The sequence below is a fragment of the Mesorhizobium sp. BHscii genome (genome assembly GCF_053848065.1).
Map to the genome: position 1 here is coordinate 1 of NZ_JBSPKW010000019.1, position 26,042 is coordinate 26,042.

Genomic DNA, 26,042 nt, shown 5'->3' on the forward strand with positions numbered 1-26,042 from the left:
CGTCAACATCGCCTCGCGTCTGGAGGGCGTCGCGGCGCCCGGCGCCATCTGCCTGTCCGAGGACGCCTATCGCCAGGTTAAGACGAGGCTCGACCTTTCGGTCAGCGATCTCGGCCCCACGCAGCTCAAGAACATCGCCGAGCCGGTCCGGGTGTATTCGCTGCGTGTCGGCACCGCCGAGGCAAAGGCAACCGCGACCTCCGACTCCGTGACAAGCCGGCCAGCGACGGCACCGCCGCCGAAACTGTCAGTCGCCGTGCTGCCCTTCGCCAACATGAGCGGTGATACCGAACAGGAATATTTCGCCGACGGAATCTCCGAAGACATCATCACGGCTCTATCAAAACTGTCGCAGTTGTTCGTGATCGCTCGCAATTCGACCTTCACTTTCAAGGGCAGGAACGTGAACGTTCTGGAGGTCGGCCGGAACCTCGGCGTGCGCTACGTGCTCGAGGGCAGCGTCCGCAAATCCGGCAACAGGGTACGGATCACCGCGCAGCTTGTCGACGCGACCACGGGCGGACACCTGTGGGCGGAGCGTTTCGATCGCGACCTGACCGACATCTTTGCCGTGCAGGACGACGTGACGCAGCAAATTGTCGGCGCGCTCGCGCTCAACCTGACGGAGGGCGACCAGCAGCGGCTCGCGACCGAGCACACCGACAACCTGGAAGCGTACGACTATTTCCTGCGTGGCCGAGAGCAGCTGTGGCGGTTCACGAGAGAGCAAAACATCCAGGGTCGGGAACTGTTGCAACGCGCCATCGAACTGGACCCGAAATTCGCTCCCGCCTACGCGTTCCTCGCCTTCGCAAACATGCTGGACTACGGAAACCAGTGGAGCCCGTCGTCATCGACATCAATGCAACAAGCAGAAGTGTTCGCGACACGGGCAGTGGCGCTCGACAATCGATATCCTTACGCGCATTGGGCGCTGGGCATCATCGAATTGTATTCGCGACGGCACGACGTCGCCATCGGCGAGGCCAAACGCTTGATCGCCCTCGCTCCAAATCTTCCCGAAGGACACGAAAATCTCGGAATTGCACTGCATTATTCCGGCAGGTCTGGGGAGGCACTCGGGTGCGTCGACAGGGCAATGGCCTTGAACCCGTATTATCCGGACGTATACCTCCACTTCCAGGCACAAGCGATGTTCCAGTTGCGCAGGTACGAAGAGGCAATCGGCATCCTGAAGCGGCGACTTGTCCGTAACCCTGACACCGACGTCTCACGCGTGCTCCTGGCGGCGAGCTACGGCCATCTGGGCCGCTTCGAAGAAGCCCGCCATGAGTGGCAGGAAGCGTTCCGCGTCAACCCTGATTATTCTCTGGAACACCGCCGCAAAGTGTTGCCTTACAAGAACCCAGACGATTTCGAATTAGTGGTGGACGGGCTTCGCAATGCCGGCCTGGTGTAACTACGGACCAGGGGAATGCCCGGTTTTCAACCGTCTGCAGCCACTCGCTCAAAGGAGGAGCAATGACTGGTGTTGGCGCTGGTTGCTCGTTCCGGTCAACGAGACGTTCGGCAGGAACCCACCCTTGTCTTCCTCTCGCCCTTCCAAACTCTAGGCAAGCGATGAGGCCAAAGCAGTCATTTCAGAAGCCCAACTCCTTCTACTGTGTTATCATAACTCCGCTTAGGTGGACCCGATGGCAAGCGACAAGAACCCTCATGAGGAGATGTGGCGTGGCCTTCTGACCGACCCGCAGTCACCGCTCCATGCCGATAGGATGCAGTTCAAGCTGCTGCCAGGATCTCCCCGGTGCAAGACGTGTCTGTTCCCCCTGGGTGGGCCGCTCGTGAGGGCGCTGTCTTCCCGATGGGGCAGGAAACCCTCTCGAAAAAACCCAAACTTCTGCAACCTGTGCGAAGAGTTTGTCCGCACCCATCCTGGCGGCGCCGAGATCGATCTATCGCTTCTTTTCGCCGACGTTCGAGACTCCACGAGCATGGCCGAAAGGATGACGCCTGCCGAGTTCGCTTCGCTCATGAATCGCTTCTTCAAGGCCAGCAGTGACGTTTTGATCGGCGGCGATGCGCTGGTAGACAAGTTCGTTGGCGACGAGGTTATCGGTCTGTTCCTTCCCGCTATCGTTGCCGACCATCCCGCCGCCGCTTTAGAGGCGGGCCGGCGTCTGCTTTCGGCTACCGGGCATGGCGAGCCCGGTGGACCTTGGTTGCCCATCGGCATCGGCGTCCACTCCGGTACGGCGTACGTCGGTTCCGTCGGGGACGGACTGGTCGCCGATTTCACCGCCATGGGAGATGCGGTGAATGTAGCGGCTCGCTTGGCATCTCAGGCAGGCCCCGGCGAGCTTGTGGTCGCCGAGGCGGCGTGGACCAGAGCCGGGCCACGTCACTTGCCGAACAGCGCCCATATGCTGGAACTCAAGGGGAGGGCCTCTCCCATCGAGGTTCGGGTCGTCCGCATTGACGGGATCCCGCCCAGATCCTGAGACGTCAGCGCATTCGGTGAGGGCGGATCAAAGGGCAACCGAGGGCTAGCCGCCTAGGATTGGGATCCGACCTGATAGACTTTTGAAATGGGCGGCATAGAATTCGGCACACTGCGTTCTGTGAAAGCGCTCGTGCGAAAAATGGCCGAAGAACGCGCCCAACGCCGTCTTGCAGCCATAATGGCTGCTGATGTGGTCGGCTATAGTCGGCTCATCGAACTAGACGAGCGGGGTACGCTCGCCGCGCTTAAGGAACGGCGCAAGGAAATTCTGGAGCCTCTTGTCCGCCAACACCAGGGCCGGATCGTCAAGGTGATGGGTGATGGCGTTCTGGTCGAGTTCGCCAGTGCGGTGAACGCCGTCACTTGCGCAGTCGAATTCCAGAAGGGGATGATCGCAGCGAACCAAGGTCGCGCTGAAGACCGTCAAATTGTCCTACGCATCGGCATCAATCTGGGTGATGTCGTTGTCGAAGGCCGCGACCTTTTCGGTGATGGCGTGATTCTCGCCGTGCGGCTTCAGGCAATAGCCGGGCCGGGAGACATCTGCATCTCTGGCAGCGTCTACGACCAGGTTAAGCGCAAGCTTGATTTCAGTTTCGACGAACTTGGCACGCACGCGATCAAGAACATCGCCGAGTCGGTGGCCGTTTATCGCATCGTGTCATCGACCATCTCGGAGTATCAGGGGCCGGCGGAGAAGGCGCCACTGCCATTGCCCGCCAAGCCTTCCATCGCCGTCCTTCCGTTCACAAACATGAGCAACGACCCGGAACAAGAGGCGTTTGTCGATGGCCTGACCGAAGACCTGATCACGGACCTATCGAGAACCAGCGGATTGTTTGTCATCGCGAGCAACTCTGTCTTTGCTTACAAAGGTAGGCATGTGGACGTGCGCCGCATCGCTCGCGAGCTTGGTGTGCGCTATCTCCTGGAGGGTAGCGCCCGGCGGGCTGCGGGACGGGTTCGCATCAACGCCCAATTGATCGACGCAATCGGAGGGGACCACCTGTGGGCGGAACGGTTCGACCGCAGCTTGGAAGATATATTCGCCGTCCAGGACGAGGTGACGGGCAAGATTGTCGACGCCTTAGCAGGTCGTTTGACTACCCAACCAGCGCGCAACAGACCTGCTAACCTGGAGGCTTATGACCTCTGTGTACGTGCGCGGGCTCTGGGGTTGCAAACGGCACTCGCCGCGAAAGAGGCCATTTTCCTGCTGGAAGGGGCGATCGCACTTGATCCGGAATATGCCGAGGCGCACCGCTGGTTGGCGCTGAACCTTTGGTTGGGTTGGGAGTTCTGGGACGAGCCGATGGATCCCAACCGGGCAAGAGCGTTGGCGGAAGCACAACAGGCCGTCGCGCTCGATCCTAACGACGCCGGGAACCACTGGGTATTAGGCATCATCCTGGGACACGAGCGCCGCTGGGCGGAATCGGATGCTGAGTTCGATGCCACCGTGAAACTGGATCCGAACTATGCCGACGCATGGGCGATGCGCTCGGATCTGATCACGCTGAACGGCCGACCGGCCGATGGCGTCGAACACGTACGCAAGGCGCTCCGGCTCAACCCGCACCCACCCGGTTGGTATTACTGGATGTTGGGGCAGGCCCAATATGCACTTCGCGACTACGAGTCCGCGGTCCAGACGCTTCGCAGGCCCGAAACCTATCGCACAACATCCCGCCGCATCCTTGCGGCGAGCCTGGCACAACTCGGGCGTCTGGAGGAGGCGCGCCGAGAGGCACAGATGTTCATGATGAGCAATCCGAATTTCACCATCCGGCATTGGTCCGGCTCGCAACCTTTCCGCGATGAAAGCGTGCGGCGGCATTTTGTGGAGGGCTATCGCATGGCTGGGCTGCCAGAATGAACGGTTGGCGGGGCCGCCTTGACATGGCCAACGGAGACTTGCGGCACCGGATCGCGCGACGCGAGGATCTCGCGGCCACCACCGTGCTTATGGATGCGGCGATCGCCGAACTCCAGAAGCCCTTTCTTGACGACGCCCAAATCCGATCCAGCCGTTCAATCATGGGGCTGGACACGAAGCTTGTCGATGACGGCACCTATTTCGTCGTGGATCACGACGGCGTCCTGGCAGGTTGCGGGGGCTGGAGCCAGCGCACGACCATGCACGGTGGGGATCAGTCGCCCGGGCGTAACGCGGCGTTGCTTGACCCCGGCAAGGACGCGGCGCGTGTCAGAGCCATGTATACCCATCCGGCCTTTGTCCGACGCGGTGCCGGTCGTCTGATCGCTTTGTGAAAATGCAGCCAAGACCGAGGGCTTCGCTCGTGTCGAGCTGGCAGCCACCATGGCAGGTGAGCCACTGTATCGCGGCTATCACCCGCTGAGAGATTCTTCGACGACCGTGGCGGGCGCTCCGGTGCCGATCCTGATGATGAGCAAGACGCTCTGAGCTAGGGCTCGAAGGGAGTCGCCGCTGCTACCAATCGCTCTCTTCAGGCCAGAGGGTGCTGGAGATTGAATCAAGCGACATCGACGACAACAGTGCTCCAAAACGTTCGCCTGAACTTTCGCTTCCGGTCGAGTCGGACGTTCGGTCGTGTTCGTGAGCGTCCGGACATGGCGCGACCTTCCCGTTCCTCAACGCGTAAGAAGACAGAGCCTGAGCTGCCGGGCTCCCCTACCGTTGATGCGGTTTACATTTGTCCGCGTGAGGTAAAGCTCGCGCTTCCATTCCGAGCAACAAGGATGCGCGAGGTGACTAGCCGGCTGAGCCGCATTTCACTTCTTGCGCGGGTCGTCAGCAGGGTTGATGTAGTTGATACCTCCCGGCCCGAAAAAATGAACTTCGATGATATCCTCTTCGCCTGCCGTCCAGACGTAATGCGCATGATTTGCTGGCTGCGCGTAGAAGGCGCCCGGTTTGAGCAGGTCACCTTTCTTTTCGACCTTTTCGCCAACACCAAAGCCGACGCTACCGCTGATCACGGTGATGGTCTCGGCGGAACCTGATAGTCGGCCGGAAACTTGGCGCGCAGGACGACCACGTCGCCAGCTTTTGTCGGATCGCCCGCAGTCTGATCTGCCAGCCCGAGATCATTGTCGCTACATGGAAGGCTGCTCGCCAAAGCGACGCGGCAATCACCGAGGGCGAGGTGAGAGCGGCCCTCATTGAATTCGGCCCCCTCTGGCGCGAACTTTTCCCAGGCGAGCAGGCGCGCATCATCCAGCTTCTGGTCGAGCGGGTGGATGTTGGCGCCGACAGGGTTTCCATCCGCTGCGAACTGACGGGGTGGTTGGGCTGGCTGCGGAACTCGCTCGTCGCCAGGACGAGAGGTGTGCCGCTTGATGGCCGACCCGACCTCACCGAGGATGGGTGTACGATCACCAATTGTGCTTCCTCTGACGGTTCGGAAACGGGGAGGGCGCAAGCTAGTTGTGTCGCCGGCTGGCGAGGAGCAATGGGTGCTATCAACTCCTCGCAAGGAGACCACACTCATCAAAGCCATTGCCCGTGCCAATCGCTGGCAGCAGTTGTTGCAATCCGGCGACTACGCCACCCGCCGAAGATATCGCCAAGCCCGAGAAAATCAGCGCCTCCTCCATAAGCCGAATGCTTCAGCTCACGCTGCTCTCGCCCGCTCTCGTCGAGATGGTGCGAGATGGGCGTCAGTCGGCTCCCATGACCACCACTGACCTAATACCAATGTCTGCAGAAATGGCACGGGCAGCGCATGGTTCGGGGATAAGTCTGCTTTGCGCCGAAGCGGACGCGTGGCGGCAGCGCGCTGAACGTCTTGAGAGGGCCGAGAGCGGACAGGTAGCTTTCGGCGGGAGCATGGTCACAGCGGACGTTCAGCTTCACACCAGCATGGTCTCAATCTGACCCGAATAGCACTTTCATAGCTCGGACATTGAATGACCGCTTTTCGAGCTCGACCCCTTGCAGAATGGGCAGCTGCTTGTTCAGCCCGGGCTCAGTAAAAAACGGAAGGCAAATATGGTCTGTCCGGTTCCCGATATTTGCCTATGGTCATGAGCGTCATCGGCTTAATCGCTTTCATTCCCTGATCCAGGCACCACTTGAAGAGAGCTGTCTGCCGTATCGGCAGCAGAAACGACACGGTTGACGTGGCGGACGTGATTCCCACGATCAGCGCCCGCAGGTCGCGCTCGGTTTCTGCAATCCCGTGGTTGGTAATCCAAGCGTTCGGAGCCGTCATGTATGCTGTTATGCGGCCGGCTCGTTCGGCAACCATGGGGGTGAGAAAGTGGACAGCGGCCGCAAGTTCGCTGCGACGAGAGATGCCATGCACCCGGGCGCAGAGCGCATCGCAGGCATCGATATCCTGCTCGCTCATGGGGCGCACTGTGGTGCCTGCCGGTGGGTTTCCAGTAGGACTTCCACTCATGACAAGCACGGGCTCGCGAACTTCAAACCCGAGCGAGGCATAAAGGGCGATCGAACGCATGTTGAAGGTGTCCTGGAGAAGGCGGATTCCGATCGAGCCGTTCGCACGTTTGAGCAGGGCCTGCATCAGCTTCCGCCCGATGCCGTGACCTTGCCTTTGCGGATCCACTGTAATCGGACCGACCCCACGAATATCGTCACCCTCCGTCATGAAATTCGAGCCCACAACCGTCCCGTCCACTTCCGCGACAACGCCGAAGACCGACGGATTGGAGATGAGGGTCCAGACCAGGTCGGTTGCGACTTCAGTCGAGGGGAAATCTGGAGAGAAGCCATGGCGACCCGCAACATGTTCGAAGGCGTCATAGATGATGCGACCACAATCCCCCGCATCCGACGGGGCTGCAGCGCGAATATGTACAGTCATGATGTTCTCCTCAGTGGCCATGTCCCGATTCAAACTTGTCGCTGCAACAAGGCCGTCGCGTTTGTCGCGCCCGCGGAAATGAGCGGGCTCAGATTACGATACCGGCTGCTGCATCTCACTTGCCGGACGCGTGGTGTTGATGATCACCGCCCGTTGCTGTGGTGCTCGCACGTGACGGCGGGATTGAATGGAGCGAAGACGCTGTTTGGATTCGTCCGGTAAATCCAGACGTGCCGATCATAGTGCGGCTCGAACAGGTGGGCCTCATCTGCTGGAGTCGAAGGATCGTCCGCCATGGTGTCGTAGGGGATGCCGTGGAAAGAGGGAGGAGCATCATGCCCAGCCTGCTTCCACGCGCGGGCGAAAACCAGGTTTTCCACCGCGACGAGTTCGAGCGAACCGTCAGCCTGTGGCTCGTAGATCAGGATGGACGGATTGAGAAAGTCTGTGTGGACCCCAGTTCCATCTACGCGGGGATTCGGGGGACCGGATACACCGAGCAGGTCAAAGCGGGCGAAATGAATGCCCATCGCGCCCAATTCGGCCGGTTTGCCCATCATCTCGGCCGTGTCGCACAAGTTCAACGGATCACGGGTGTAGCCCTCGGCGAGCGCCACCCTTACGTCCTGGAAGCGCTCGGTTGCAGCCCGGATTGCAGCGAGGCTCGGTTCGCCGGAAGTACTCGGTGGCAATCCCCCGCCCGCTGCCGCGCTAGCCGAAATGGCCGACGCCGTGATGACCATTGCGATGCGCGCAACACAGCGCATGCCACGAATTTGATGTTCGTACATTGGATCCTCCTCTGGTGTGGTTGCCGATCGCATAGGAGTAACCCACTCCCACCATCAGGGGAGGAAGAGCCCGTGCCCGCCTGAGCCCCCACAGTTGCAATCGATGAAGACAAGTTACGGTACACTACTGATGCATTCCATCAGCGTTTCTGGTGCTTTGGTCCGCAAAAATGCATAATGTTCTACATGATGGACTGGAATGACCTTCGCTTTTTTCTCGCAGTGGCGCGCGGTGGCAGCACGGCAGCCGCAGCACGGAGCCTTGCCGTGAACCAATCGACAGTGGCCCGGCGGATAGCGGTTCTTGAGGAGGCGTTTGGTCTGCGGCTGTTTGATAAGAAGCGGGATGGTTACCGGCTCACACCAGAGGGCCAAGCGCTGCTGGAGGAAGCCATCCTTGTGGAGCAATCGGTGCAGGCTCTAACCCGACGCGCCACCGCCCTGGACAGCGCCTTCACCGGATCGCTGAGGGTGACGACCGCGGAGGGAATGGCATTGGGTCTCGTGCCGCAATTGCTCAACGAATTCCACCGGCGGTATCCGGGAATAAAGGTGAATCTGCTCATCGAAGACCGCTACAATGATCTCAGCGACGGGCGGGCCGAGATAGCGCTGCGCGCTGGGCCTCCTAGCAACGAATCGCTAATTGGACGCAAATTGTCTGACCAATCCTGGGCGGTCTACGGTAGCCGCGGCTACCTGGAACGTGTCGGCAGCCCGACGATGCCGGACGACCTCAGCAGCCATCGGCTGATCGGGTTCGAGGGCGCGATCGAAAACATCACGCCGGCACGCTGGTTGCGTTCCGTGGCTCCTGACTGTGAAATCGCCTGCCGTAGCAATAGCGTTCTCGGATTGCTCCTGGCTGTCCAATCCGGCTTTGGGCTCGCCCTGCTGCCCTGCCAGATTGGGGATGCAGAACCAGACCTTGTCCGCGTCATTGATCCGCAGCCGGGACTTACGAGCGGCTTCTGGATCCTTACGCATCCGGACCTCCACAAGCGGCCGAAGATCAGGGCATTTTTCGACTTCATGTCGGAGGAGATCGTCAAGTACCGACCTCTTCTGCTCGGCCAGACGCGGCCACTCCGCAGCGATGGGAAACGGCCTGAGACGGCTAAGACTACCCGACCTGCGGAGCCTCATTAGCGACAACGCTACGTCAATTCGGCCGGAGGACGCTGGCGACAGTGATTCTCAGCGTCAGCGGTAGGCGATAAGAGCCCATCTTGCTTGACCATACCCGTCGAACGACGCATCGTGAGATGCAATGGGATATGAGGCGAGGGCGGCACTTGCGCCGGTTTCCGGGCATCGGTTTCGGCACTGAGGTCTATCCTGAGAGGATTGCGCGGCGACTGCGTGCGCTCAACCTTACGACCTGGATTGCAAGTCCCCTGGCTGCTGGCTATGCGGTCGCCCAGTTCTTCGACCGGACACCCGGCCTGTGGCAAGTCGCCACGGTAAATGCCTTGACAGCACTGATCTTGGCGGCGCTTCCGCTCCTCCATCGCTTCGGTCCGCTGGTGGCACCGATTGCCTTCACCCTCACTGCCTATGTGACGGTCTTTGCCGACTGCTATCTGCTCGGCATCGGCAGCGGCATGCAATTCTACTACCTGGCGCTCGCGGCGGTCACGGTCCTGTTCCTGGGGACCGAATACCTCTTTCTTTCGGCCGTGCTCGCCAGTGCCGCTGCGGCGCTCATCATCGCCTTGGAAACGCTGGTGCCTCGCAACACTGGATTGCAGTCGGCGCAGATTACATTTGTAGAGTTCATCATCACCACCGTAGCTGCCTCGGCGATCCTGTTTTCTGTCGTACGTTACGCCGTCCGGGAAGCCGAGCGCGAACACAATCGGTCGGAGGCCCTGCTTACAAACATTCTACCCGCTGCAATCGCTGAGCGCCTCAAGCGCGGCAAAGAGATGGTGATTGCCGACAAATACGATGAGGTTTCGATCCTGTTCGTCGACATAGCCGACTTCACCGCGGGAGCGAGCCAAACGACCCCCGAAGAACTGGTGCTGTTCCTCAATCGCGTGTTCACCGATTTCGATCGGCTGGTGGAGCGGCACGGCCTCGAAAAGATTAAGACGACAGGCGACGCCTATATGGTTGTAAGCGGCGTGCCGACACCGAGGTCCGATCATGCCGAGGCGCTGGCGCAACTGGCGCTTGACATGCGCGATGCCGCAAAGGACTTGCGCGATCCCTTCGGACGTAGTCTTGCGATCCGCATCGGGATGTCGAGCGGCCCGGTTGTGGCTGGCGTGGTTGGAGCGCGCAAATTTTTCTACGATGTGTGGGGTGACGCGGTGAATTTAGCTTCACGGATGGAATCGACGGGAGTTTCTGGCCAGATTCAGGTGTCGCAAGAGATCTATCAGCACCTCAAGGACAGATTTGTTTTGATGTCCCGTGGCGAGATCGCCATCAAGGGTAAGGGCGGAGTGCGGACCTGGTTCTTGGTCGGACGGAAGACACCCGCTGCAAAAGCACTTCCGTTGTTCTGACTCCACCTTCGTCGGCGCGGATGATAGGGAAGACGATCCAATGTGACGATCCGCTTAGGGGATAGTTTCGTATTTTGGATTGACCTAGACTTGTGACTTAAACCGAAAGGCGAGGTCCGGCGCTTCCGAAGGCATCGGTCGCGAACTGCCTTGGTCGACCGGTCACAGGATCGAGCGGCTGTATTAGAAGGCCCTTGGCCGGCGCCGCGGTCCGCCGTTAAATCGGTAACGCTTGGAGCACTCGCAAACGTCCCCTATGTCATACCATGCGGTTTTTTCGAAGTTGAGCGTTGGGCCCTCGGCACCAGGAAGGTCAAGCAGACATGAAGCTCGTCTCATCGCTCTCGCTGTCGCCCATAACTGGTATTCCGGCCACCATGATCCGGTCACCGGCTATGAATGCTGCGACAACAAGGACTGCCGGGTCATCAGCCCGCGCTATGTCGAGCCGCTGCCGGGCGGCAACTTCAACATTCGCACCGGGTCCAAGACAAGACACTTCATCCCCAAGAACCGGGTTTTGGAGAGCGAAGACAGCCAGTATCACATCTGCACGTCCGCCCCGCATATGACGATCCGCTGCTTCTTCGCACCACACACAGAGGCTAAAGGGGGTCGTTTGCGGGAGGGGGCGAAATACTACCTTAAGCGATCGGGCGGGTTACCTAAGCCACCATGACGACTTTCACGCGATAGGGATTTCGGCCGGTTTCGTTGGATAGTCTCCCTGTAGACGGCAAAGCGCGACCCGCGGGCGGCCGCATCCAGGATGTCAGGCTGCGGGACTCGTGGCGGTACGGGAGACCGCCCTGATGTGGGCGAACACGCTGCGGGCGTTCCAGGTTGGGAAGGCTCTGACCAGCGACGGCGGACCGTCGAGTTGGATGCGGCTTTCGCGAGTGGCCTGGCTCCAGGTGAGCTGGCCGGCATGCCATTTGACGAAGGCTTCGGCTTCCGCCGTGATGTAGAGGTCCTCGTCGAAGCCGGGAGACGTCTTACAGATCTCGGTGTCTCCGAACTCGATGAGCAGCCAATAGCGCTCACGGCGCGGCCGGCCGGTGAAGTCGAAGCGGATGACGATACGTCGATTCGGGAGCCGGTCTCGGCGGAGCGCGTTGCACATCGACCACAGGGCCACAAATGGGTCGAGGTGCTCGGGGGCGATCTCGAGCCAATGCGCACCCCACTCGCCCAGCGACTGGCACACCGCGAAGAGCTCGTGGCCCGCGGACGTGAGCTCGTAGTGGTGTCCCCGCCCGTCGGGTTTGGGTGCCGACTCGACGACACCAATCTGTTCGAGTTGCCTGAGCCGCTGTGAGAGCAGGGTACGGGAGAGTCCGGGCGCGCCCTCCAGAATCTCACTGAAGCTTCCGCAGCCAAGGTGCAGGTTGCGGATGATTAGCGGTGTCCAGCGCTCGGCGAAGATCTCGGCGCCGCGGGCGATGGGGCAGTATTGGCCATACGTTCTCACGACGTCAGTGTTCCACATCCGCCTTCGACTTTGAAGTCCAGATTCTTGACTTTACGACCGTGGTCCGCGGTGGTCCGATGTGGCCGAAGAAAGAGGAGGACACGGTGATGACTTCGACGACCGCGGAATTCGGCCGGACGAGCAAGGAACTAACCGTCGCGGAGATCGACGGGTTCCGAGGCACGCTCATCAGTGCCAACCACGACGATTACGACACCGCCCGTGCAGTCTGGAACGGTGCCATTGACCGGCGCCCGCACCTGATCGCGCGATGCATAGGGGCCGCCGACGTCGTCGCGGCCGTGCGGTTCGCCCGCGACCGTGATCTGGAGATAGCCATCCGGGGCGGCGGCCACAACGTGGCTGGCACCGCCGTTTGCGACGACGGGATCGTCATCGACCTCTCGGCGATGCGGGGCGTGCGAGTCGATCCCGCCGACCGCACGGCCTGGGTGCAGGGTGGTGCCCTGTGGGGCGACGTCGATCACGAGACGCAGGCGCACGGCCTGGCCACCACCGGCGGAATCGTGAGCCATACCGGAGTCGCCGGGCTCACCCTCGGCGGCGGCGTCGGCTGGCTGATGCGCAAGCACGGCCTCACGATCGACAACCTACTCACCGTCGACGTCGTAACGGCCGATGGCGAGTTGCTGCGGGCGTCCGCGGACGAGCACCCCGACCTGTTCTGGGCATTGCGAGGCGGCGGCGGCAACTTCGGCGTGGTCACCTCGTTTGAGTTCCGTCTCCACTCCGTCGGGCCCACCGTTCTGGCCGGGCCCATCCTGTGGGACGCGAGCGACGCCGGGGAGGTCCTCCGCTTCTACCGCGACTTCATCCGCGATGCTCCTGACGAGCTCGGCACGGTCGTGCGGTTTGGCACCGCCCCGCCGCTACCCGTCATCCCCGAGGACCTGCACTGGCGCCCGGTGGTGATGGTGGGTACCTGCTACGCTGGGCCGATCGAAGAGGGTGAGCAGGCGCTCCGCCCGCTCCGCTCATTCCTGACTCCCCTCCTCGACCTGGTCGGGCCCAAGCCTTACGTGGGTTTCCAGAGCGCGCTCGACTCGACCGTCGTCCACGGCTGGAACTACTATTGGAAATCCACCCACCTCCCCGAACTCCGCGACGACCTCATCGACGTGGTTGCCGGGCACGCATTCTCCAGCTCGTCGCCACGATCGTACGCGGCGATGTTCCATCTGAAGGGGGCGGTGAGCCGAGTGGCCGAGGGCGAGACAGCGTTCGGGAACCGCCAGGCCTCGCACGCAATCACCCTCGACGCTGTGTGGCAGCCGAGCGAGGACTTCGGCGACCGGGACACCGCGTGGACAAGGGGGTTCTTCGCCGCCCTCGGCCGCTTTCGAGAAGGCGTATACGTCAACTTCCTCGCCGGCGACGAAGACCCGGACCGGGTCCGTGAGGCGTACGGCGACTCTGTCTACGACCGGCTGGTGGACGTGAAGACCACGTACGACCCCGACAACGTCTTCCACCACAACCAGAATATCCGCCCAAGGCTGAATGTCGGTGTGAGCGGTTCCGCCGGCGCGGGCGATACTTGATAAATTTGGGGTGGTGTTGGATGGGTGCGACGCTGCCGGAGGCGCCTGGGCGAGTGCATAACCGGGCGCCCAGGGCGCGGCCGGCCCGGGCTGGTGCTCGAGCCGCGCCCGGGGCGCTACAACGAGGGGTCCGCTCCCTTGCGCCGTTTGTCGGTTGCTTCGATTAGGATTTCCGTGCCTTTATGATGAGTGACGGCATGTCGAATTCGATTGTTCCGCCGTCGATTACGAAGGGCTTGAGCGCGGTCTCCGATTCCTTGAGGAGCTGCTCAAACTGTTCGTTGGTCAGTACCCCGCCGAGCGTCCACACGCAGGCGCGTTCGGTCGATACCAACGCATCGATCGATTTGAAGCGGACCTTTCCGTTGCGCTGGACGACCTCGGCATCCGCAATGCCGGCTTCGTTGCAGATTTCATGCAGGCGCCCAGCATCGCCGAGGTAGAAGGGCGCGCGGAAGGCGCCTCCCACCCCTTTCCCGAACAGCCGATCGAGCAACAGCGCGAAGGCGCCGTAACCCGGCGAGTTCTCAACCGCATCGCACACCGCGACCGCGAGCCGCCCGCCCGGCCTCAGCACCCGCATCATCTCTGCGAGCGCCTTCGGCTTGTCCTCGAAGAACATGAGACCGAACTGGCTGACGACCGCGTCGAAGCTGTTGTTCGGCAAAGGCAGCGCCTCGGCCGTTCCCTCCAGCCATTCGATCTGTACGGGTTTGCGGCGCGCAACCGCCAGCATTTCCGGATTGGCATCCAGCCCAACCACCGAACCCGAAGGGCCAGCGATCTCGGCCGCGGCAAGCGTCAGAGCGCCCGTCCCGCAGGCCACGTCGAGCACGCGGTCGCCGTTCTGCACCCCGGCTTCCCCAGCGACGACCGGCCCCCACTGGGCAAATAGCGCTGGCACGAATTGGACGTCATAAATCTCCCCCGGGCCGCACACTTCCTCAAGCGTAGTCATAGCCTTTCTCCACCTGATCTTCAGTCCTCGGCACATCCGGTGGATATGCCGGTGCACACAGGGTATGCTTTCAGTATGGTCCAGGCCCATGACCATACGTCTTTGTCGCTTGCCGCATCGTCCATGGTGCTCGATGCGGAGCGATTGGACGGTGCATCGGCGGCGGAGCCGCCTGCCCAGTACAGGACGCATGGTCCCGATCCGCTTTCGGACGTCCTGCGCACGGTCAAACTGACGGGCGCTCTGTTCTTCCTGGTGGACGCGTCCTTTCCTTGGGGCGTGAACGTGCCGCATGCGGGCGCGTTCTCCCATATCATCCTGCCACGCGCCCCGCACATCGTGTCCTACCACATCATCCTGAAGGGCTCGGGATGGGCAAGCATTCGCGGCGTCACCTCCACGTGGTTCGAGGCCGGCGACGTGCTGGTGCTGCCGCATGGCGACCCCTATTCGATGCTCAGCGAACCCGGCCAGCCACCGGAATTCGACGTCGAAGCGACAATGGACTATTTCCGAGATATGGCAGCCGGCAGGCTGCCCTTCGTGACCAGGGAAGGCGGCGGCGGCGAGCCGCGCAGCGAATTCGTCTGCGGCTTTCTCGGCTGCGACATGCAGCCCTTCAATCCCGTGCTCTCCACCCTGCCGCGCCTGTTGCGGATTAAGCGGTCCCGCAACGGGCGCGAGGGCCTCCTGAGCCGTCTTATCGACCTCACGCTCGCCGAGGCGCGTCAGCCGCGGGTTGGCGGCGAGTCGATCCGGGTGAGACTGAGCGAACTGGTTTTTGTCGAGGTGATGCGCCAATATCTGGAGACCCTGCCGGCCCACGAGACTGGCTGGCTTTCAGGCCTGCGCGATCCTACAATCGGCAAAGTCCTGGCCATGCTTCATGAACAGCCCGCATATCCGTGGACCCTGAACGAGATGGCGAGCCGTGCCTGCATGTCGCGGGCAGCACTTGCGGCACGCTTCACTCATGTCGTGGGTCATGCGCCGATGCACTACCTGACGCTCTGGCGCATGCAGATTGCTGCGCGTCTTCTTGCAGATAGTTCCATGAAAGTAGCCGTGGTAGGCCGTGAGATCGGCTACGAATCCGAGGCCGCGTTTAGCCGCGCGTTCAAGAAAACCGTAGGTGTGTCGCCCTCGGCATGGCGCAAACAACGCCGTTGGAACTAGCGGATCCTGAGAATGTCGATCGGCCTGCATCGCAAACTCAAGGGCTTGAACCGCTCTGGTCGATTCAGCGGCTCAACGGTTCCGCCGATGTCGGGAACGTGCGCATTCTGCTCGTTCCGTTGAGCGAGACGAACATGAGTCTTCCACCCGCTACAGCCCTTCGAAACCGACCACCGGATGGCAGAAATCTGCATGACCACCTCATTCGCCACTCGCGCGATCGCGTTTGACGATATCAGCAATCGTATTCTTGCTGATCGCCAGATCTCGGGCGATCCAGCGATAGCTTCGGCCTTCCGCGATGAGCGCCAGTGCCTTCGGTGCGAGCTTGTCCGACTTGGCCGCTGACCGGGTTGCCGTCCGAGCTTTCTTCCACGCGCCTTGGCAGCGGCAAGGCCGGATTTCACGCGCTCGCTGATGAGATCGCGCTCGAACTCGGCAATAGATTGGCAACAGCAAGGCATTCGTCCCCTGCAGGGCGTGCTTGACACTCAGGCTTTCCGCAGCCTCACACCGGCGCCGCCCCCATTCTCGGGGATGAACTCGACGCCGGCCGCTTCAAGGGCGAGCCGCACAAAGTCTAGAGCCTCCAGGGAGCCGCCAAACTTCCCGGTCTCAAAGTTCGAGATTGTGTTTCGATGAACCCCCGCCGCCTTGGCCAGGTCTCGAAAGGGGAATACCATGCGAAAGACAACGCGCGCCGGAGCAGCCGGCGTGGGCATCTGAAAACGGCCAATTCGCTTCCTATATTGGCCGAAGGTGCAATCGCATAGGCGAGGGTGTCGCATGATCAGACTTGTCGTCAGTGCCCTGGTCGTCGTCGTGGCCAGAGCGGACCGTAAACCCTCTTCACCGCGAGGATTCCCGTCATGGCTAGAGAAGGGTCTCTGAGAAGATCGACATCGGTCTTGACAAGGGCTCGGCGGCTCGGACGAAAGATCCTGCGCTGGCTGGAGGGAGACAGCCGATCCCAACAGCTCAGAGACGAAGTTCTGTTTTGGAGACACTGGTTCTCCACTCAGGGATCATTCTGGCCAGAGGACTACAAGGAACGTCTAAAGGCGCCTTGCTACACCATGAAGGCCGTCCAGATGAAGGCCGCTCTGCTTCTCGACGACAAGCTGGGCTACAGCGGCAATGATCTGGAACAGCAAGAGGCGCAAGCCCTTCTTTCCTGCTGGTGCAGTCATGAGCGCGGATCCGATCGTTGAGCGTCTGTCATGACATTTTCTTCACCGGCGCCGGCCCGCTCCAGTTCATGGCGACAATCTCCGCCTGACGCTGTTTGTGAGGCAGCGCTCGACCTGCGACGGCAGCATCGAAAACGCGGTGGTGGCCAAGATCGTCGGCAGCCGCGCCGACATGCTCAGGATCGCCGCCGGAATCGTCCTTGGCTGCAATCAGGTGTCCACGCCAATAGGTCGGGTGAAAGCTACCTTCGTGGAGTTTCTGGAGGCGCCGAGGGAGCGGCACTGAGATTTCGCAAGCGAAACGATGCCCGGCTGCGAGAGTGGCCGGGTCTCCTATCCCAGTGAAGTCATTTTTGCCCGCTGCCTCACAGGCTTAGCACCGGCCGCAAGGACCATGGCCAGCCGAGGGCAGTTACATGGTCGTATGCCATCAGGAACACTTCCAGGCTCGGGAGCAAAAACAGGAAAGCTCCGGAAACAAGCATGAACAAGCAGAAACCAGACATGAAGGGATGTGTGCGGTCCAGCAACTCATAATAGGGTCAGCGGCGCTATCGAGGCCCGCGCGGTCACTGCACTAGGTTCCCGCTCAATAACACCGAGCTCTTCGTCGGCCACAAGTATCCCGAAGATCACCCTTTCGCGTCGATCGATCATCGGGATCGATTCACGGAATGGACGTAGTGCCTTTCCGGCCCGAACACACTCCTCAGAATCCCGATCGCCTGTAATAGCTTCCACGTATTCGCGGCGGCTGCGGCACAGCCTCAATGGGCGCGGACACGCGGACCAGAATATAAGCAGACCGATTAAGACGTACACGCCTCCAAAAATAAAGGAGGTATATGCGCGTCGAAACTGAAAACCACAAAGAGGGGGCCGAGTGAGGAAAACCTCATCATCAATGCCTGAAACGAGTCGCCCCAAAGCACAGCATACCCTAGAACTGGTACTAGGCTCGCAAACTGGGGCAGCTTCGTACGTGTGAACGAAGCAGCATATGTCCATCTCGGCCTGAATTTCACCAGCTTCATGTTGCGCCTAAATTTGTACGTAGAGATGATGCAGATGACGATTGTCCAAGAAAATCAATGGCGCTTGGCGGAGGGAGTGGGATTCGAACCCACGGTGGGCTTGCACCCACGCCGGTTTTCAAGACCGGTGCCTTAAACCGCTCGGCCATCCCTCCAACTAGTTGTTTTTGTTGCGCTATCTGTCTTGTGACAAAAGCCGCAAAAGGCCTTCTGCTACGCGCTTTGCAACTATTTGGCTTTTCGCTCGCTGCTTATAGCCAGCTGCAGCGCGGCGTCAACTTGCTCCGCTGCATCGGCCTGCATTCCCGGCATGACATGGGAATAAAGGTCGAGCGTTATGCCGATGCTCGAATGGCCGAGGCGTTCGCTGGCCACCTTGGGATGAACACCGGCCGACAGCATCTGCGAGGCGTGGGTATGCCGCAGGTCATGGAACCGGATGCGGGGCAGGGTGGTCTTGCCAACAACGCGCACCCATTCGTGGGTAAGCGACCTCGGCTGCAAGGGCGCGCCGTCGACCTGGGCAACCACGAAGCTGTCGCTATCGGGACGAAGCCCAAGGCGTAGCTGTTCCTCGGCCTGCCGCGCTCGATGCGCTTTCAGTTCGGCACAGTGCTAGCCGACAGGGCTACGGTCCTGGCCCGGCCTGACTTCGGCTCCTTGTAGCGGACCCCGTCCTTTGTCTGCTCGGCGCTCTCGGTGACCGCGAGCTGCCGGCGATTGTCGCCAAGTTCGAGACGACGCCAGCGCAAGGCAAGGATCTCGCCGCGCCGCAGACCACACGTCACCGCAAGCAATACCGGAATGTACATGCGTGTGGGCCGAAGCGTTTCGAGTAGGATGGCCGTCTGGCCGACATCGTACGCCAGCATCTTCTTCCGTTCCACCTTCGGCGGCGTTGTCGACACCGCAGGGTTTCGGGTCAGCCGCTCCCATGTCACCGCCTGGCTCAATGCCTTGATCAGCACACGGCGGTAGTGATGGACAGTACGAGGGGAGAGCGGCGGAAGGGGCTTCGACGCCTCGCCGTCCTTCTTCTTGCGATGGTCAACGCTGTCGAATTCCGCATTGGCGCGCGCGCGTTCGCCCTTTGCGACCAAGCTCTCATCCTGGTGCTCCAATTGAGGTGGATCGCATGATCAGCCATTTCGGCGCCCCGCTCGGCCTCGCCAAAAGTCGAAGCCCAAGGCACATAAAAGGTCACGATCTCGAACTGATTTGGAGCCATTCGAAGAGCCGCGTCGAATTCCGCCTTGGCGCGCGCGCGTTCGCCCTTTGCGACCAAGCTCTTGGCGAGAACGGCATGCGCTTCGGCATCGGCCGGATCGAGCGCGACTGCACGTTTAGCGGCTTCGGCGGCAATACGCCGAGGTCTGCTTGGTGCTGCCACGAGCTGCCCTTAATCCGAAGGTAGCTCGTGACGTTTCATCATGCCCTCTCCGCGATTTTGGGGTAGATTGAAGACCTTAGCGTTCCGGTCGCCACGAACCGGGGAGAGGGCCATGGACATTGGCGCGTGGCTGCGCGATCTGGGGCTGGGACAGTACGAACAGGCGTTCCGCGAGAACGACATCGATGGCGACGTCCTAGCCGACCTCACCGCCGATGATCTGAGCGGACTTGGCGTCGTCTCGATCGGCCACCGCCGCAAGTTGCTCGCCGCCATCGCCGCCGTGCGCGCGGACTCGCCTCCAGCCATGTCCCCATCCATCCAGCCACAGAGCACGATCTCCGGGACAGTGGCCCTGCCGTCCCCTGAGGCGGAGCGGCGCCAACTCAGTGTGATGTTCGTCGACCTCGTCGGCTCCACGGCGCTCGCCGCGCACCTGGACCCCGAGGACATGCGCGAGGTGATCGGGACCTACCACCGCCGCATTGCCGAGACAGTTGGTCGCTTCGGCGGCTTCGTCGCGAAGTACATGGGCGATGGAATCCTGGTCTATTTCGGCTGGCCCCAGGCCGACGAGGCCGATGCCGAGCGCGCAGTACGCGCCGCCTTGGCCACGCTGGAAGCGGTTGGCCAGATTGCGCCCGCCGATGAGCGGTTGTCCGCACGCGTCGGCATCGCCAGTGGCCTCGCCGTCGTGGGCGACCTGCTGGGGGCCGGGGCCGCACAGGAGCAGGCTGTAATCGGTGATACCCCGAACGTTGCCGCGCGGCTACAATCCCTTGCTGATCCTGGATGCGCAGTGATCGCCGCGGAAACACGGCGGCGCATCGGCGGCCTGTTCGAGTGCCGCGAGCTTGGTGCGGTTCACCTTAAAGGGCTAACCGGCCCTGTCCGCACCTGGCAGGTGCTTGGCGAGGCCATGGTTCAGAGCCGCTTCGACGCGATGCATCCGGCCGCCCTCACGCCGCTGGTCGGGCGCGATGACGAGCTCGATCTGTTGCTGCGCCGCTGGCGGCAGGCGAAGGGCGGCGAAGGGCAGGTCGTGCTCATCGCCGGCGAGCCCGGCATCGGCAAGTCCCGCTTGATCGCTGCGCTCGAGGAGCACGTAGCTGGAGAGATGCATCTCAAACTCAAGTACTTCTGCTCGCCCCATCACCGTGAGAGCGCCCTCCAACCGATCACCGCACGCTGGAAGACCGAGGTAGGCTTCGTGGACGGCGAGCCTGCGGAGGCTCGGCTCGTCAAGCTGGAAACCCTGCTACACCCACTCGCCGCCTCGCATGAGCTGGCGCTCATTGCCGAGATGCTCGGCGTGCCGGGTGGCGAGCGGTACCCGCCACTGGCTCTCAGCCCGGAGCGCAAGAAGGAGCAGACCTTCGGGGCACTGCTTCACATTCTCGATGAACGGGCCCGCCGATCCCCCGTGCTGATGCTGTTTGAGGACGTGCATTGGGCCGATCCAAGCTCGCTGGAGCTGTTGGACAGGTTGATCATGCGCTTGGCCTCGCTGCCAGTGCTGGTGGTCATCTCCTTCCGGCCGGAGTTTGAGGCGCCCTGGGTCGGTCTGGCGGGCGTGACCTTGATGGCGCTGAGCCGTCTCAGTCCGCGTCAAGCCGCGACGCTCGCCTCTCAGGTGGTCGTGGGCCGCGCATTACCGGCCGGAATGCTGGATCGGATCGTGGCGCAGACCGACGGTGTGCCCCTGTTCATCGAGGAGTTGACCAAAGCCGTGCTGGAGAGTGCCAGCCAGCCCGATGCTGCTGTCTCGGCGCTTCCGATCCCGAGCACTTTGCAGGCTTCACTGACCGCTCGGCTGGATCGGCTGCCGGCCGCCAAGCAGGTGGCGCAGATCGGCGCGGCACTCGGCCGGGAGTTCAACCATGAGCTGCTGGCCGCCGTGGCGGGACTACCCGAGGCAGCGTTGGCGCAGGGACTGGAGGAGCTCGTCAATTCTGGTCGCGTTCCGGCGGGGCACGCCGCCCGAGGCGACCTACACGTTCAAGCACGCGCTCGTGCAGGACACCGCCTACGTGAGCCTCCTGCGTGGCACACGCCAGAAGTTGCACGCCCGGATCGCCCAGGTACTGGAAGAGCGCTGGCCGGAGGTGGTCGAAACCCAGCCTGAGCTGCTGGCCCATCACTTTACCCAGGCGGAACTGACCGAGCGGGCTGCGGACTACTGGCAGCGGGCCGGAGAACGCACCTTCCGGCGCTCGGCCGTTGCGGAAGCCATCGGCCATCTCACCCGGAGCATTGACCTCGTGCGGACCTTGCCCAAGAGCCGCGCCCGGGCAGAGCGCGAACTTCATCTTCAGACTATGGTTGGTCAGGCGTGCATTGCCCGGTACGGCCACGCAGCACCTGAGACCGCCTCCGCTTTCGCCCGGGCGCAGGAGTTGGTAGAGGCCGTAGGCGACGCATCACAACAGTTTCCTGTGCTGTATGGGTTCTGGGCTGTCCAATTCGTACGCATGGCGCTTCCCGAGCAGCAGAAGCTGGCCAGGCAAATTCTCGCCTTGGCCGAGCTGCACCCAGACCCGGAGCGGCTGTGCTTGGCGCACCGGATGTGCGGCGCGACAGATGAGGTGGGGGGCGAGCTGCTCGCCGCCCGCGAGCACCTCGAGTGTGCCGTTGCGCTGTACGACCCGGAACGGCATGGTTCGACGGCCTTTGTTTTTGGCCAGGACCTTGGCGTGTCCGCGCTCGCCCACCTGACCTGGGTGCTGTGGCTGCTGGGCTACCCGGATCAGGCATCCCGCCGACAAGCCGAGGGATTGGCCTTAGCCCACCGGGTCGGCCATAAGAACACCCTCGGGTTTGCCCTGATGTACAGCGCGCTGGTGGGGGCTTATGGCCGCGACGACAGCGCGGCCGCAGCGCATGCGGCGGCGTTGCTGGAGCTGGCCCGGGAACACAAGTTGGATCTATGGGCCGCCAGCGCGACGGTGGTCCAGGGCTGGGCCATGGCTCGCCACGGTCAGGAGGCCGCCGGGATAGAAGCGATCCAGCGCGGGCTTGCGGATTGGGAGAAGAGCGGCGCGGCGTGGATGCGTCCGTTCTTCCTGGGCCTGCTGGCCGAGGCTTGTGCCCTCTCGGGGGACATGCAACGGGGGCTCGGTGCACTGGATGAGGCTCTGGCAGTGGTCGAGGGGACAGGGGAGCGTTGGCCGGAGGCCGAACTGTATCGCTTGCGCGGGCAGCTTCTGGCAGCCCTGCCGGACGGAAGACCAGATGAGGTGAGCGCCGCATTTGAGCACGCGATCGAAATCGCCCGGCGTCAATCCGCGAAGTCCTGGGAGTTGCGTGCGGCCACCGGTCTTGCCCGGCTCTGGCGCGACCAAGGTAAGCCTGCCCACACCCTGCTCGTGCCCGTGAATGAGTGGTTCTCCGAGGGCTTCGAGACCCCCGACCTGAGAGAGGCCAAGGCGTTTCTCGACACCCCGAGGTGACTCAAGTCAGCTCGATGTCACTAGGGATGGACTTTCTTAATGTACTATCCAGTGGTAAATTTTACTCTCTCGCGGTTGGAGAGGGAGGAGGGCATGTCCACAACGGCGTCTCTCGAAGCGTTACCGGACCCTGTCGTAATAGACACCGAGAACGGGCAAATGACCGGCAGTACCAAGGTCAAATACACAAAAGAATCGTCATACGTCATCTGGCATCGCTGGAAGCCGGGCGATTGGACCAGAAAAAAGATCCCGGTCTCTGACGCTTCCGACCCGGCCAATTTTCATGGCGAATTCGATTCGCCCGATCTCGAGCCCGGCGATATTTACGAAGCGGCGCTGTGGGACAAGGGCGTCGACCCGAATCGTCTCCCGACCAACGTCGACCGCCCGCCGCAAGCGCATGCCGCGATCGCGGTTTTCGCATTGAGAAAGCGGCCCGAGCAAAGGTCGTTCCTGCGGGATGAGAACATGCGTACCGGCGGCACGTATCGCGAGCACGATGTTTTCACGAGCGTGCCGGTGCGGGCCGTGATGGCCGTCAGCACTAGCGCGCCTCAGGCGGACACCAACGGAATCTACTCGTTCAACCAAATGGACGCCTTGACCTATGAACTGGAGAACGAGAGCTTTAACCTACAGCTATTCGAGCTGCTTCCGGGCACGCACTATTTCGAAATGGTTCGGCTGACCGACAGGTTCGGCAACTGGCAATTTCTGATGAGTGAATTCACCACGCTCAAGCGTCGCATTCGCGTAAAGCCCACTGAAATCCTCGTTCACGACGACAGCGATCCCGGATCGACGGGCGAAGGCGTATTCAGATGCATACTGCAGACCGGCAAAGGTGACGACCAGTCCCAGTGGCGAAACCGCGGGGAAACTTCAGTTACGAACGGCGATTTTGGCGATAACGCCGCGCTGCCCGAGGTGCCCGCCGAGATCGAGATTGGTCCCGAGCCTGTCGCCCGCGCCGATGTCGCAGCCCGCGTGCATGCCTCGGGCGAGGACGACGACCGGTCCTACTTCGACATTGGTGCCTTTGAAGCCGCCTCGGGCGCGAATGAACTGAATATTCCTCAAAACACGACCGACGAAACCGTCATCGAAGCCAGCGACGAGATTTACGCCGATCTCGGGGACAGCCTGACGTTCACGATGAAATACAAATACTGGATCGAATATTTTTGAAAGGCCACTGGCCCAGCCTTTTAGCGCTCCTTTCCGAATGCCTATCGGTAAACACGCTCCGCCGCGACATTGGTTCCCATAATGGACCATGGAGAAATGGCGCGCTGGACGAGATTTGATCCTACTGTCTGTTTCGAACGCAAACACATGTCTGCTTTCTTGGCCTCGTTCCCGAAAAGCCGCTAGTCCGTTCACGGCCCCCGTCCGGTCGGACGGCAAGGCGCCGCGAAACAGTCGTTGAAACGATCAAGGGCCGACGCCGGAGGCGGCCCTTCACGTTTCAAATGCTCTGCTCTAGGACGTAAACTCATAAATTCCGGATCGGGCTCAGAACTGGTATTGCGCCAGGGCGCTCGGCCTCGACAACGCCATCATCGACGGCGAGACGATCGTTACCAACGAGGCCGGCCTGCCCGACTTCGCCGCGCTGCAGAAGGCGATCACCCGGCGCCAGCACGATCTCTATCTCGTCGCGTTCGATCTCTTGCACCTAAACGGGCACGACCTGCGCGACATGGCGCTCGAGGAGCGTCGCGATATCCTGCACGGGCTGATCAGGCCGGGCGAGCGCATCCAGTTCAGCGAGGCGATGCCGGGGGAATCGGATGCGCTGTTCTACCTGATCGACAAAGCGGGGATGGAAGGCATGGTCTCGAAGCGCCGCGGCAGCAAGTACCGCAGCGGCGAAACCAGGCAATGGCTGAAGACCAAGAGCTTTGTCGTCAGCGAGCTCGAGCTGCTCGGCGTGCAGCGCGAGAGCGGCAAGGCGGCGTTTGCGCTGCTGGCCGAGCCGGACACCCGCAGATATGTCGGGTCGGCCTTCATCACCTTCCCCATCGACATCCGCGAACGGTTGTGGAAGCGGGTCACTGAACATGCCGGGCCGCCGCCCAGGGGCATGAAGAAACGGCCGGCGACGCAGTGGGTCCAGCCGGGGCTGAAGCTGCGCATCAAGCACCTCAGGGGCGAGCACAAGCTGCGCCATGCCTCCCTGCTGGGTTTAGGTAACGAAAGCTAATATTGCTTTGCGCTAATGGAACCGTTTGATCGGGCGCGACTTATCAGGCCCATGAGCACACGCGGCACGAACTTCTTTTATAAGTGGCTTAGCAACAACCTGCCCGCTATCGTGCGGGCCGATGTGATCTCGGTCAGTGAACTGGCACATAAACTATTCGCCGACGCCAAGTCTCTCGGAATTAGCAGAACCGAGATAGAGGAAGACACCGGCGGCGTTCATGAGGCGATCCTGGACGCGATCGTTCATCATGACGCGGGCGTAGTTGGCTGATCCCTGTCGCCGCCCTCTAGCCGCTCGATGGTCTCGGTGATCGCCTTGCATAAAAGCTCGCGTGAGCGACGGACTAGAGGGGCCGGCCACGCAGGCCATTGCGGAGGATGGAGTTGCCGGCGCCACTGCAAATAAGCGTCTCGAAGCGGACGGGGATGGATATCCCGTCCCTTGTCACGGCCTTGTCATAACGGTGTCAAAGCCATCTTCACACATTTTAGCGCCGCCCCCGAACCGCTTGGCCGGATTCGGGGGAGCCGGACTGCGTCTGCTCCGTCGTGGTGCCGTTGCCCTGCCCAGCCGTGAACAGCGTGCGGATCGACCCCGTAAGTATGTTGTCGTCGGGGGCGGAAGTGGTCGGGCCAACAGGCGCGGCCGGCTGATTGACGCGGTCTGAACCATAGTGGTCGCTGCCGGCAAAAGCGCTGCCCGTGGCAAGCGCAACAGCTGCAACAACTATGTGGTCGTAGTCAGCTTTTTCATTGGAGATACTCCCTAGACGTAAACACGCCCCCGGGCCTCGTAAAACTTGAGCCTCATATGGTCCCTCTGGCGGCTCGCGACGGAGTCAATCGCCCAAAGGACCGCAATGCTGCGCCATCGTGACGTTCGAAGTGGCGCGATTACGCGGGGAGGGACGCGGTGCGGGAATGACCGCCTAAACATTTCGCAACGTGATATTGAAAACAGCCTGGGGCTAATCGAAGACCGAGTTTTCTGGGAACTTTTCTTAGCTCCAAACATTCCT

The 26,042-nt window shown here is 61.5% G+C and carries 25 protein-coding genes, 1 tRNA gene and 1 pseudogene; 15 read left to right on the plus strand and 12 right to left on the minus strand.

Going from position 1 to position 26,042, the window contains the following annotated elements; genetic code table 11:
* From ACWTU7_RS23080 to ACWTU7_RS23095, 4 genes are all read left to right on the plus strand, one after another.
* On the plus strand, window positions 1–1,420 hold a 1,420-nt coding region (locus tag ACWTU7_RS23080), incomplete at its 5' end, for a CDC27 family protein (protein ID WP_455846544.1).
* Between the two features lie 235 nt (window positions 1,421–1,655).
* Window positions 1,656–2,462: an adenylate/guanylate cyclase domain-containing protein gene (locus ACWTU7_RS23085; protein WP_455840546.1), complete on the plus strand. Its 807-nt coding sequence runs from the start codon at window positions 1,656–1,658 to the stop codon at window positions 2,460–2,462.
* A 141-nt stretch (window positions 2,463–2,603) separates the two neighbouring features.
* The gene (locus ACWTU7_RS23090) at window positions 2,604–4,340 is read left to right on the plus strand and encodes an adenylate/guanylate cyclase domain-containing protein (protein WP_455840554.1); all 1,737 of its coding nucleotides are present in this window, start codon (window positions 2,604–2,606) and stop codon (window positions 4,338–4,340) included.
* Window positions 4,341–4,363: 23 nt separating this feature from the next.
* Window positions 4,364–4,735: a hypothetical protein gene (locus ACWTU7_RS23095; RefSeq protein WP_455840545.1), complete on the plus strand. Its 372-nt coding sequence runs from the start codon at window positions 4,364–4,366 to the stop codon at window positions 4,733–4,735.
* A 483-nt stretch (window positions 4,736–5,218) separates the two neighbouring features.
* Here ACWTU7_RS23095 and ACWTU7_RS23100 read toward each other — a convergent pair whose 3' ends face one another.
* From ACWTU7_RS23100 to ACWTU7_RS23110, 3 genes are all read right to left on the minus strand, one after another.
* Window positions 5,219–5,425 carry a hypothetical protein gene (locus tag ACWTU7_RS23100; RefSeq protein WP_455840544.1) on the minus strand — a complete coding sequence of 69 codons (207 nt, stop codon included), beginning with the start codon at window positions 5,423–5,425 and terminating at the stop codon, window positions 5,219–5,221.
* 989 nt (window positions 5,426–6,414) lie between these two features.
* Window positions 6,415–7,275 (minus strand): N-acetyltransferase family protein, encoded by an 861-nt coding sequence (locus ACWTU7_RS23105; protein WP_455840543.1) that lies wholly within the window; start codon window positions 7,273–7,275, stop codon window positions 6,415–6,417.
* Window positions 7,276–7,418: 143 nt separating this feature from the next.
* Window positions 7,419–8,066 (minus strand): hypothetical protein, encoded by a 648-nt coding sequence (locus ACWTU7_RS23110; RefSeq protein ID WP_455840542.1) that lies wholly within the window; start codon window positions 8,064–8,066, stop codon window positions 7,419–7,421.
* A gap of 177 nt (window positions 8,067–8,243) precedes the next feature.
* Here ACWTU7_RS23110 and ACWTU7_RS23115 point away from each other — a divergent pair, with 177 nt between their 5' ends.
* Both ACWTU7_RS23115 and ACWTU7_RS23120 read left to right on the plus strand, forming a co-directional pair.
* Window positions 8,244–9,215 carry a LysR family transcriptional regulator gene (locus ACWTU7_RS23115; RefSeq protein WP_455840541.1) on the plus strand — a complete coding sequence of 324 codons (972 nt, stop codon included), beginning with the start codon at window positions 8,244–8,246 and terminating at the stop codon, window positions 9,213–9,215.
* Window positions 9,216–9,295: 80 nt separating this feature from the next.
* Complete coding sequence (locus ACWTU7_RS23120; protein WP_455840540.1) at window positions 9,296–10,582, plus strand: adenylate/guanylate cyclase domain-containing protein; 1,287 nt, start codon at window positions 9,296–9,298, stop codon at window positions 10,580–10,582.
* Window positions 10,583–11,354: 772 nt separating this feature from the next.
* Here ACWTU7_RS23120 and ACWTU7_RS23125 read toward each other — a convergent pair.
* Window positions 11,355–12,071, minus strand: a complete 717-nt coding sequence (locus tag ACWTU7_RS23125; protein WP_455840539.1) for a winged helix-turn-helix transcriptional regulator — start codon at window positions 12,069–12,071, stop codon at window positions 11,355–11,357.
* An 89-nt stretch (window positions 12,072–12,160) separates the two neighbouring features.
* Between ACWTU7_RS23125 and ACWTU7_RS23130 the strand changes: the two genes are divergently transcribed.
* The gene (locus ACWTU7_RS23130; RefSeq protein ID WP_455840538.1) at window positions 12,161–13,615 is read left to right on the plus strand and encodes an FAD-binding oxidoreductase; all 1,455 of its coding nucleotides are present in this window, start codon (window positions 12,161–12,163) and stop codon (window positions 13,613–13,615) included.
* 163 nt (window positions 13,616–13,778) lie between these two features.
* Here the strand turns inward: ACWTU7_RS23130 and ACWTU7_RS23135 are convergent, their stop codons facing one another.
* Window positions 13,779–14,663, minus strand: coding sequence for a methyltransferase domain-containing protein (locus ACWTU7_RS23135; RefSeq protein ID WP_455840537.1), 885 nt, complete (start codon window positions 14,661–14,663; stop codon window positions 13,779–13,781).
* A gap of 12 nt (window positions 14,664–14,675) precedes the next feature.
* Here ACWTU7_RS23135 and ACWTU7_RS23140 point away from each other — a divergent pair, with 12 nt between their 5' ends.
* Complete coding sequence (locus tag ACWTU7_RS23140; RefSeq protein WP_455846545.1) at window positions 14,676–15,749, plus strand: AraC family transcriptional regulator; 1,074 nt, start codon at window positions 14,676–14,678, stop codon at window positions 15,747–15,749.
* On the opposite strand, the gene ACWTU7_RS23145 is transcribed toward ACWTU7_RS23140, so the two are convergent.
* Window positions 15,746–16,213, minus strand: a complete 468-nt coding sequence (locus ACWTU7_RS23145) for a recombinase family protein (protein ID WP_455840553.1) — start codon at window positions 16,211–16,213, stop codon at window positions 15,746–15,748. The genes ACWTU7_RS23140 and ACWTU7_RS23145 overlap by 4 nt on opposite strands.
* Window positions 16,214–16,825: 612 nt before the next feature.
* Between ACWTU7_RS23145 and ACWTU7_RS23150 the strand changes: the two genes are divergently transcribed.
* Both ACWTU7_RS23150 and ACWTU7_RS23155 read left to right on the plus strand, forming a co-directional pair.
* Complete coding sequence (locus ACWTU7_RS23150) at window positions 16,826–16,960, plus strand: hypothetical protein (RefSeq protein ID WP_455840535.1); 135 nt, start codon at window positions 16,826–16,828, stop codon at window positions 16,958–16,960.
* 121 nt (window positions 16,961–17,081) lie between these two features.
* Entirely contained in the window at window positions 17,082–17,225 is a 144-nt protein-coding gene (locus ACWTU7_RS23155; RefSeq protein ID WP_455840534.1) for a hypothetical protein, read from the plus strand.
* Window positions 17,226–18,038: 813 nt separating this feature from the next.
* Here ACWTU7_RS23155 and ACWTU7_RS23160 read toward each other — a convergent pair.
* The 4 genes and pseudogenes from ACWTU7_RS23160 to ACWTU7_RS23175 form a co-directional block, all read right to left on the minus strand.
* Window positions 18,039–18,128 (minus strand) — tRNA-Ser (locus ACWTU7_RS23160).
* A 73-nt stretch (window positions 18,129–18,201) separates the two neighbouring features.
* A complete protein-coding gene (locus ACWTU7_RS23165; protein ID WP_455840533.1) occupies window positions 18,202–18,504 on the minus strand; it encodes a tyrosine-type recombinase/integrase in 303 nt (100 codons plus the stop codon).
* A gap of 68 nt (window positions 18,505–18,572) precedes the next feature.
* Window positions 18,573–19,073 carry a hypothetical protein gene (locus ACWTU7_RS23170; protein ID WP_455840532.1) on the minus strand — a complete coding sequence of 167 codons (501 nt, stop codon included), beginning with the start codon at window positions 19,071–19,073 and terminating at the stop codon, window positions 18,573–18,575.
* A 173-nt stretch (window positions 19,074–19,246) separates the two neighbouring features.
* Window positions 19,247–19,363, minus strand: a pseudogene (locus ACWTU7_RS23175) (hypothetical protein); the annotation flags it as partial.
* 112 nt (window positions 19,364–19,475) lie between these two features.
* On the opposite strand from ACWTU7_RS23175, the gene ACWTU7_RS23180 reads away from it, so the two are divergent.
* The 3 genes from ACWTU7_RS23180 to ACWTU7_RS23190 all read left to right on the plus strand — a co-directional run bounded on the left by ACWTU7_RS23180 (window position 19,476) and on the right by ACWTU7_RS23190 (window position 24,003).
* On the plus strand, window positions 19,476–21,488 hold the full coding sequence (locus tag ACWTU7_RS23180; RefSeq protein WP_455840531.1) for an AAA family ATPase: 2,013 nt from the start codon (window positions 19,476–19,478) through the stop codon (window positions 21,486–21,488).
* Window positions 21,394–22,812 (plus strand): hypothetical protein, encoded by a 1,419-nt coding sequence (locus tag ACWTU7_RS23185; RefSeq protein WP_455840530.1) that lies wholly within the window; start codon window positions 21,394–21,396, stop codon window positions 22,810–22,812. Before ACWTU7_RS23180 ends, ACWTU7_RS23185 begins: the two co-directional genes overlap by 95 nt.
* A 93-nt stretch (window positions 22,813–22,905) precedes the next feature.
* Entirely contained in the window at window positions 22,906–24,003 is a 1,098-nt protein-coding gene (locus ACWTU7_RS23190; RefSeq protein WP_455840529.1) for a hypothetical protein, read from the plus strand.
* 307 nt (window positions 24,004–24,310) lie between these two features.
* On the opposite strand, the gene ACWTU7_RS23195 is transcribed toward ACWTU7_RS23190, so the two are convergent.
* Window positions 24,311–24,493: a hypothetical protein gene (locus tag ACWTU7_RS23195; RefSeq protein WP_455840528.1), complete on the minus strand. Its 183-nt coding sequence runs from the start codon at window positions 24,491–24,493 to the stop codon at window positions 24,311–24,313.
* On the opposite strand from ACWTU7_RS23195, the gene ACWTU7_RS23200 reads away from it, so the two are divergent.
* Together ACWTU7_RS23200 and ACWTU7_RS23205 are read left to right on the plus strand one after the other, a co-directional pair.
* On the plus strand, window positions 24,413–25,021 hold the full coding sequence (locus ACWTU7_RS23200; protein ID WP_455840552.1) for an ATP-dependent DNA ligase: 609 nt from the start codon (window positions 24,413–24,415) through the stop codon (window positions 25,019–25,021). The genes ACWTU7_RS23195 and ACWTU7_RS23200 overlap by 81 nt on opposite strands.
* A 51-nt stretch (window positions 25,022–25,072) precedes the next feature.
* Complete coding sequence (locus ACWTU7_RS23205) at window positions 25,073–25,294, plus strand: DUF768 domain-containing protein (RefSeq protein ID WP_029353267.1); 222 nt, start codon at window positions 25,073–25,075, stop codon at window positions 25,292–25,294.
* 217 nt (window positions 25,295–25,511) lie between these two features.
* Here ACWTU7_RS23205 and ACWTU7_RS23210 read toward each other — a convergent pair whose 3' ends face one another.
* Entirely contained in the window at window positions 25,512–25,784 is a 273-nt protein-coding gene (locus tag ACWTU7_RS23210) for a DUF680 domain-containing protein (RefSeq protein WP_455846547.1), read from the minus strand.
* Window positions 25,785–26,042 lie beyond the last annotated feature (258 nt).

Bases quoted from the DNA above. Each gene is read 5' to 3' on its own strand.
- ACWTU7_RS23085 (WP_455840546.1), top strand. From the start codon at position 1,656: ATGGCAAGCGACAAGAACCCTCATGAGGAGATGTGGCGTGGCCTTCTG.
- ACWTU7_RS23090 (WP_455840554.1), top strand. From the start codon at position 2,604: ATGGCCGAAGAACGCGCCCAACGCCGTCTTGCAGCCATAATGGCTGCT.
- ACWTU7_RS23095 (WP_455840545.1), top strand. From the start codon at position 4,364: ATGGCCAACGGAGACTTGCGGCACCGGATCGCGCGACGCGAGGATCTC.
- ACWTU7_RS23105 (WP_455840543.1), bottom strand. From the start codon at position 7,275: ATGACTGTACATATTCGCGCTGCAGCCCCGTCGGATGCGGGGGATTGT.
- ACWTU7_RS23110 (WP_455840542.1), bottom strand. From the start codon at position 8,066: ATGTACGAACATCAAATTCGTGGCATGCGCTGTGTTGCGCGCATCGCA.
- ACWTU7_RS23115 (WP_455840541.1), top strand. From the start codon at position 8,244: ATGTTCTACATGATGGACTGGAATGACCTTCGCTTTTTTCTCGCAGTG.
- ACWTU7_RS23125 (WP_455840539.1), bottom strand. From the start codon at position 12,071: ATGTGGAACACTGACGTCGTGAGAACGTATGGCCAATACTGCCCCATC.
- ACWTU7_RS23130 (WP_455840538.1), top strand. From the start codon at position 12,161: ATGACTTCGACGACCGCGGAATTCGGCCGGACGAGCAAGGAACTAACC.
- ACWTU7_RS23135 (WP_455840537.1), bottom strand. From the start codon at position 14,663: ATGGGCCTGGACCATACTGAAAGCATACCCTGTGTGCACCGGCATATC.
- ACWTU7_RS23145 (WP_455840553.1), bottom strand. From the start codon at position 16,213: ATGCCTTGCTGTTGCCAATCTATTGCCGAGTTCGAGCGCGATCTCATC.
- ACWTU7_RS23150 (WP_455840535.1), top strand. From the start codon at position 16,826: ATGAAGGCCGTCCAGATGAAGGCCGCTCTGCTTCTCGACGACAAGCTG.
- ACWTU7_RS23180 (WP_455840531.1), top strand. From the start codon at position 19,476: ATGGACATTGGCGCGTGGCTGCGCGATCTGGGGCTGGGACAGTACGAA.
- ACWTU7_RS23190 (WP_455840529.1), top strand. From the start codon at position 22,906: ATGTCCACAACGGCGTCTCTCGAAGCGTTACCGGACCCTGTCGTAATA.
- ACWTU7_RS23205 (WP_029353267.1), top strand. From the start codon at position 25,073: ATGAGCACACGCGGCACGAACTTCTTTTATAAGTGGCTTAGCAACAAC.